At 71.2% G+C, this 6,260-nt stretch carries 5 protein-coding genes; 3 read left to right on the top strand and 2 right to left on the bottom strand.

The window, feature by feature from the left end; translation table 11 throughout:
• The first annotated feature begins 155 nt into the window (after positions 1–155).
• Complete coding sequence (gene glmM, locus ACWF94_RS29955) at positions 156–1,514, top strand: phosphoglucosamine mutase (protein WP_453495347.1); 1,359 nt, start codon at positions 156–158, stop codon at positions 1,512–1,514.
• Positions 1,515–1,799: 285 nt separating this feature from the next.
• On the opposite strand, the gene ACWF94_RS29950 is transcribed toward glmM, so the two are convergent.
• Both ACWF94_RS29950 and coaA read right to left on the bottom strand, forming a co-directional pair.
• The gene (locus tag ACWF94_RS29950; RefSeq protein WP_453495344.1) at positions 1,800–2,729 is read right to left on the bottom strand and encodes a DUF389 domain-containing protein; all 930 of its coding nucleotides are present in this window, start codon (positions 2,727–2,729) and stop codon (positions 1,800–1,802) included.
• Positions 2,730–2,782: 53 nt separating this feature from the next.
• Positions 2,783–3,778, bottom strand: coding sequence for a type I pantothenate kinase (coaA, locus tag ACWF94_RS29945; RefSeq protein WP_453495341.1), 996 nt, complete (start codon positions 3,776–3,778; stop codon positions 2,783–2,785).
• A 78-nt stretch (positions 3,779–3,856) separates the two neighbouring features.
• Here coaA and glmS point away from each other — a divergent pair, with 78 nt between their 5' ends.
• A complete protein-coding gene (gene glmS, locus ACWF94_RS29940; RefSeq protein WP_453495338.1) occupies positions 3,857–5,704 on the top strand; it encodes a glutamine--fructose-6-phosphate transaminase (isomerizing) in 1,848 nt (615 codons plus the stop codon).
• On the top strand, positions 5,701–6,069 hold the full coding sequence (locus tag ACWF94_RS29935; RefSeq protein WP_453495335.1) for a holo-ACP synthase: 369 nt from the start codon (positions 5,701–5,703) through the stop codon (positions 6,067–6,069). Before glmS ends, ACWF94_RS29935 begins: the two co-directional genes overlap by 4 nt.
• The last annotated feature ends 191 nt before the right edge of the window (positions 6,070–6,260 follow it).

Genomic DNA, 6,260 nt, shown 5'->3' with positions numbered 1-6,260 from the left:
CTGTGCTGCCGGGGCGTACGTCTTTGCATCACCCCTTAGGGAGGTCCTTCGGGTGCGCTTGGGGGTGCTGACCACGACCCGGGGCGAGGAACGGGCATGAAGCGTTCATAAGCTTGCGTTTTCGAAGCATCACGGACCATTTTCGGAGGACAGCTGTGGGACGACTCTTCGGCACGGACGGCGTGCGCGGTGTCGCCAACGCGGATCTGACGGCGGAGCTGGCGCTCGGTCTCTCGGTCGCCGCGGCGCATGTGCTCGCCGAGGCGGGAACCTTTGAAGGGCATCGGCCGACCGCCGTGGTCGGGCGGGATCCGCGTGCGTCGGGAGAGTTTCTGGAGGCCGCCGTCGTGGCGGGCCTCGCGAGCGCGGGCGTGGACGTCCTGCGCGTCGGTGTGCTGCCCACCCCCGCGGTGGCGTATCTCACCGGCGCGCTCGGCGCCGACCTCGGCGTGATGCTCTCGGCCAGCCACAACGCCATGCCGGACAACGGCGTCAAATTCTTCGCGCGCGGCGGGCACAAGCTCGCCGACGAGCTGGAGGACCGGATCGAGACGATCTACGAGCAGCACCGCACGGGTGCGCCGTGGGAGCGGCCGACCGGGGCCGGCGTCGGGCGGGTCAGCGACTACGACGAGGGCTTCGACAAGTACGTCGCGCATCTCATCGCCGTACTGCCGAACCGCCTCGACGGGCTGAAGGTCGTCCTGGACGAGGCGCACGGCGCGGCGGCGCGGGTGTCGCCCGAGGCGTTCGCACGGGCCGGGGCCGAGGTCGTCACCATCGGCGCGGCGCCGGACGGGCTCAACATCAACGAGGGGTGCGGATCGACCCACCTCGGGCTGCTCAAGGCCGCCGTGATCGAGCAGGGCGCGGACTTCGGCATCGCCCACGACGGTGACGCGGACCGCTGCCTCGCCGTCGACGCCACGGGCGCGGAGGTCGACGGCGACCAGATCCTCGCCGTACTGGCGCTCGCGATGCGCGAGGCGGGGACGCTGCGCGGGAACACCGTGGTCGCCACCGTCATGTCCAACCTCGGCTTCAAGCTCGCGATGGAGCGGGAGGGTCTTGAGCTGGTGCAGACCGCGGTCGGCGACCGGTATGTCCTGGAGTCGATGAAGCAGCACGGGTACGCGCTCGGCGGCGAGCAGTCCGGGCATGTGATCGTGCTCGACCACGCCACCACCGGCGACGGCACCCTCACCGGCCTGATGCTCGCCGCCCGGGTGGCCGCGACGGGCCGCTCGCTGGCCGAGCTGGCCGGGGTCATGTCGCGGCTCCCACAGGTGCTGATCAATGTGCCCGACGTGGACAAGGCCCGCGTCCACACCTCCGCGGAACTGGCGGGCGCGGTCGCGGAGGCGGAGCGGGAGCTGGGGGCGACGGGGCGGGTCCTGCTCCGGCCCTCGGGCACCGAGCCCCTGGTCCGCGTGATGGTCGAGGCCGCCGACATCGAGCAGGCGCGCTCGGTCGCGGAGCGCCTGGCTGACGCGGTGAAGTCCACGCTGGGCTGAGGCGGACGTGTGCGGGGGCCGCGGGGGTTGGTGCCGCGCGTGTTGGGCCCCGATGCGCTCTCTTGGGCGCGGCTTCCCTGCGGATGTCCGCGTCCTTGGGGCCCGGGGTCCGTCCTCAAGCGCCGGACGGGCTGACCTTGCTCACCCTGGTCCGCAGGGGACTGCGCCTTCCGTATGCGGGCGTGGGTGCGAAATTCAGCCCCTCCGGCGTTTGAGGAGCCGGGTTCGGGGCGGAGCCCCGGGAGATGGAGGCGCGCGGGGCCCGCGCCGGGAAGGGGCGTGGGGTCAGCCCGTGCGGCGGTGGCGGGACCAGAGCAGCCGCTGGACCACCAGCGTCAGGGTCCCCGCCAGCACGATGCCCAGCAGGTTCAGCAGGAGCTGCTCCGTCGACCCCCACGCCTGCCGGTACTCCTGAAAGCTGAACGCCACCGCCGCGTTCGCCGCCGCGGGCACCGTCGTCACCGAGATCGCGACCCCCACCAGCGCCCCCGACTTCGCCGAGGTCAGCGAGAGCATCCCCGCGACCCCCGCCAGCAGGGCGACGACGAAGGAGAACTCGTCCGGGCGGTAGATGAAGTTCGTATTGGGCCGCTCGGCCTCCAGCTGCGCCGCGTGGAAGAGGTCGAGCCAGGCCATCACCTGGCTGAACCCCACGGTGAGCAGCATGGCCACCGCGAACCCGACGGTGAGTGCCAGGAACGAGCGCCAGGCCAGCCGCGGGGTCCGCCGTACCAGGGACGTACAGAATCCGGCGAGGGGACCGAACTCGGGGCCCACCGCCATCGCGCCGACGATCAGGATCGCGTTGTCCAGGACGACGCCGCACGCCGCGATCATCGTCGCCAGCGCCAGGAAGGCGACATAGGTGACGGAGAGCGTCGACTCCTCGTGGGTCGCGTCGGCGAGATGCTCCCAGAGCACCGCGTCCGCGCCCTCGCCCGGAGCCTCCGCCTCCGCCTTGTCGGCGCGCGTGGAGAGCGACAGATCGATGGACTCGACGGCGATCGAGCCGCACTCGTCGATCCCGAGCGTCCGCAGCCCGCCGATCAGCTCGTCGCCCGCCTCGCGCGCCACATCGCACATGACCAGGTCGCCGGGAGGGTTGCGGGCGGCGCCGGGCACGACGGCGAGATGGGTGGTGCCGACGGTGGACTCGATGAGCCGGACCACCTCGGCCGTGCGGTCGTTCGGGGTGATCAGACGCAGATGCAGCACTCCGGCGTGGCCTCCTTAAGGACTCGGGTCGGAACCCGGGTTCGAAAGCCGCGTCAGAGCTTGCGCAGGGACAGCCGCTGGACCTTGTGGTCGGGCCCCTTGCGCAGCACCAGTGTGGCCCGCCCCCGGGTGGGGGCCACATTCTCCAGCAGGTTGGGTTTGTTGATGGTGCGCCACATCGTACGGGCGTACTCCATGGCCTCGTCCTCGGCGACCTGGGTGTACTTGCGGAAGTACGAGGTCGGGTTCTGGAACGCCGTCTCCCGCAGCTTGCGGAACCGGTTCAGATACCAGCGTTCGATGTCCTGCGGCCGGGCGTCCACATAGACGGAGAAGTCGAAGTAGTCCGCGAGCCCCACCCGGGTCCGGCCGTCCTGGCCGGGCTGTGCGGGCTGGAGGACGTTGATGCCCTCGACGATCAGGATCTCGGGACGGCGGACCACCAGGCGCTCGCCGGGGACGATGTCGTAGATCAGATGGGAGTAGACGGGCGCGGTGACCTCGTCCTTGCCCGCCTTGATGTCGGCGACGAACCGGGTCAGGGCCCGCCGGTCGTAGGACTCGGGGAAACCTTTCCTCGACATCAGCCCACGGGACTGCAGCTCCTTCATCGGCAGCAGGAACCCGTCCGTGGTGACCCGCTCCACCCGCGGGTGCTCGGGCCAGCGGGCCAGCAGGGCCGTCAGGAGGCGGGCGACGGTGGACTTGCCGACCGCGACGGAGCCGGCGACCCCGATCACGAAGGGGGTGCCGCGCTGTGCGCCCTGGCCGCCGCCCGCGTCCCCGAGGAAGGTGTTGAGCGCGCCCCGCAGCTCGCCCGTGGCCCGTACATAGAGATTGAGCAGCCGGGACAGCGGCAGATAGACGTCCCGTACCTCGTCCAGGTCTATGACGTCGCCGAGCCCGCGCAGCGCTTCCACCTCCTCGGCGGAGAGGGGGAGCGGGGTCCTCTCGCGCAGGGCGCTCCACTCCGCGCGGGTGAGGTCGACGTACGGCGTCGACGGGGGCTCGGCCCGGCGGTGGGAGCTGTGCGGCGGCGATGAGATCACGTTCACATTGTCGGGGGTGATCGCCGGTTGCGGGTGGTGTGCTCGGTCACGCGGGTACCGCCGCCGTAGGCTGCCGCCATGTGCGGAATCGTGGGTTACGTCGGCGGTCAGTCGGCGCTTGATGTGGTCATCGCGGGCCTGAAGCGGCTGGAGTACCGCGGATACGACTCGGCCGGTGTGGCGGTCCTCGCGGACGGCGGGCTCGCCGCCGCGAAGAAGGCGGGCAAGCTCGTCAATCTGGAGAAGGAGCTGGGCGCCCGGCCGCTGCCGAGCGGCTCCACGGCGATCGGGCACACCCGCTGGGCCACCCACGGCGGCCCGACCGACACCAACGCGCACCCCCATCTGGACAACGCGGGGCGCGTCGCCGTCGTCCACAACGGCATCATCGAGAACTTCGCCGCCCTGCGCGCCGAACTGGCCGAGCGCGGGCATGAGCTGGCCTCCGAGACGGACACCGAGGTCGTGGGGCATCTGCTGGCCGAGTCGTTCTCGTCGTGCGGGGACCTCACGGAGGCGATGCGGCAGGTGTGCCGCCGGCTGGAGGGGGCGTTCACCCTGGTCGCCGTGCACGCGGACGAGCCGGATGTGGTGGTGGGCGCGCGGCGGAACTCCCCGCTGGTGGTGGGCGTTGGAGAGGGTGAGTCCTTCCTCGCGTCGGATGTGGCCGCGTTCATCGCCCATACGCGGTCCGCGATCGAGCTGGGGCAGGATCAGGTGGTGGAGCTGCGCCGGGACGGTGTGACCGTCACCGACTTCGACGGGGCTCCGGGGGAAGTGCGGTCGTACCACGTGGACTGGGACGCGTCGGCCGCGGAAAAGGGGGGTTATGACTATTTCATGCTCAAGGAGATCGCCGAGCAGCCCAAGGCCGTGGCCGATACGCTCCTCGGCCGGATCGACAGCGCCGGGTCGCTGACGCTCGACGAGGTGCGCATCCCGGTGTCCGTGCTGCGCGCGGCCACCAAGGTCGTCATCGTCGCGTGCGGCACCGCCTTCCATGCCGGGCTCATCGCCAAGTACGCCATCGAGCACTGGACCCGCATCCCGTGCGAGGTGGAGCTGGCGAGCGAGTTCCGCTACCGCGACCCGATCCTGGACCAGCGCACCCTGGTGATCGCGATCTCCCAGTCCGGGGAGACCATGGACACCCTGATGGCGCTGCGGCACGCCCGGGAGCAGGGCGCCCGGGTGCTGGCCATCTGCAATACGAACGGGTCGACGATCCCGCGCGAGTCGGACGCGGTTCTCTATACGCACGCCGGGCCCGAGGTCGCCGTCGCCTCCACCAAGGCGTTTCTGACCCAGCTGGTGGCCTGCTATCTGGTCGCGCTGTATCTGGGGCAGCTCAGGGGCACCAAGTGGGGCGATGAGATCCAGGCCGTCATCCGGGATCTGGCGAAGATCTCCGGCGCGGTCGAGCGGGTGCTGGAGACGATGCAGCCGGTGCGGCAGCTGGCGCGCTCGCTCGCGGACAAGGACACCGTGCTGTTCCTCGGGCGGCATGTGGGCTATCCGGTGGCGCTGGAGGGTGCGCTCAAGCTCAAGGAGCTGGCCTATATGCATGCGGAGGGGTTCGCGGCGGGTGAGCTGAAGCACGGGCCGATCGCGCTGATCGAGAAGGATCTGCCGGTGGTGGTCGTGGTGCCGTCGCCGAGGGGGCGCTCGGTGCTGCACGACAAGATCGTCTCCAATATCCAGGAGATCCGGGCGCGGGGGGCGCGGACCATCGTGATCGCGGAGGAGGGGGATGAGTCGGTCGCGCCCTACGCGGACCATCTGATCCGTATCCCGGCGACCCCGACCCTCCTCCAGCCGCTGGTGGCGACGGTGCCGCTCCAGGTGTTCGCGTGTGAACTGGCGACGGCGCGCGGCAATGAGGTGGACCAGCCGAGGAACCTCGCGAAGTCGGTCACCGTCGAATGATCATCGGGGTGGGGATCGATGTCGCCGAGATCGACCGGTTCGCGGCGTCGCTGCGGCGTACGCCGGGGCTGGCCCAGCGGCTCTTCCTGGAGCGGGAGCTGCTCCTCCCCAGCGGCGAGCGCCGGGGCCCGTCCTCCCTCGCGGCCCGCTTCGCCGCGAAGGAGGCCGTCGCCAAGGCCCTCGGAGCGCCCGGCGGCCTGCACTGGACCGACTGCGAGGTCTACGCCGAGGACAGCGGGCGCCCCCGCCTCCGCGTCCGCGGCACGGTCGCGGCGCGTGCGGAGGCGCTGGGGGTGCGCTCCTGGCACATCTCGCTGAGCCATGACGCGGGGGTGGCGTCGGCGGTGGTGATCGCGGAGGGGTGAGGTCTCGCGGGGGCGGCTGCGGGGGCTTCGGGGGGCGCTGCGGGTGCGGGCCCATGCGGAGTGTTCGCGCGGGGGCGTGAGGTCCGTCCTCAATCGCCGGACGGGCTGGTCCGGAGTCCCCGCGCGCGGGCGTGAGGGTCCGTCCTCAATCTCCCCCAGAGCTTCGCCTGGGAGGTACCCCAGACGGGCTG

It is taken from the genome of Streptomyces sp. NPDC055078 (genome assembly GCF_053607985.1).
This window is presented reverse-complemented; position numbering and strand designations above follow the sequence as displayed.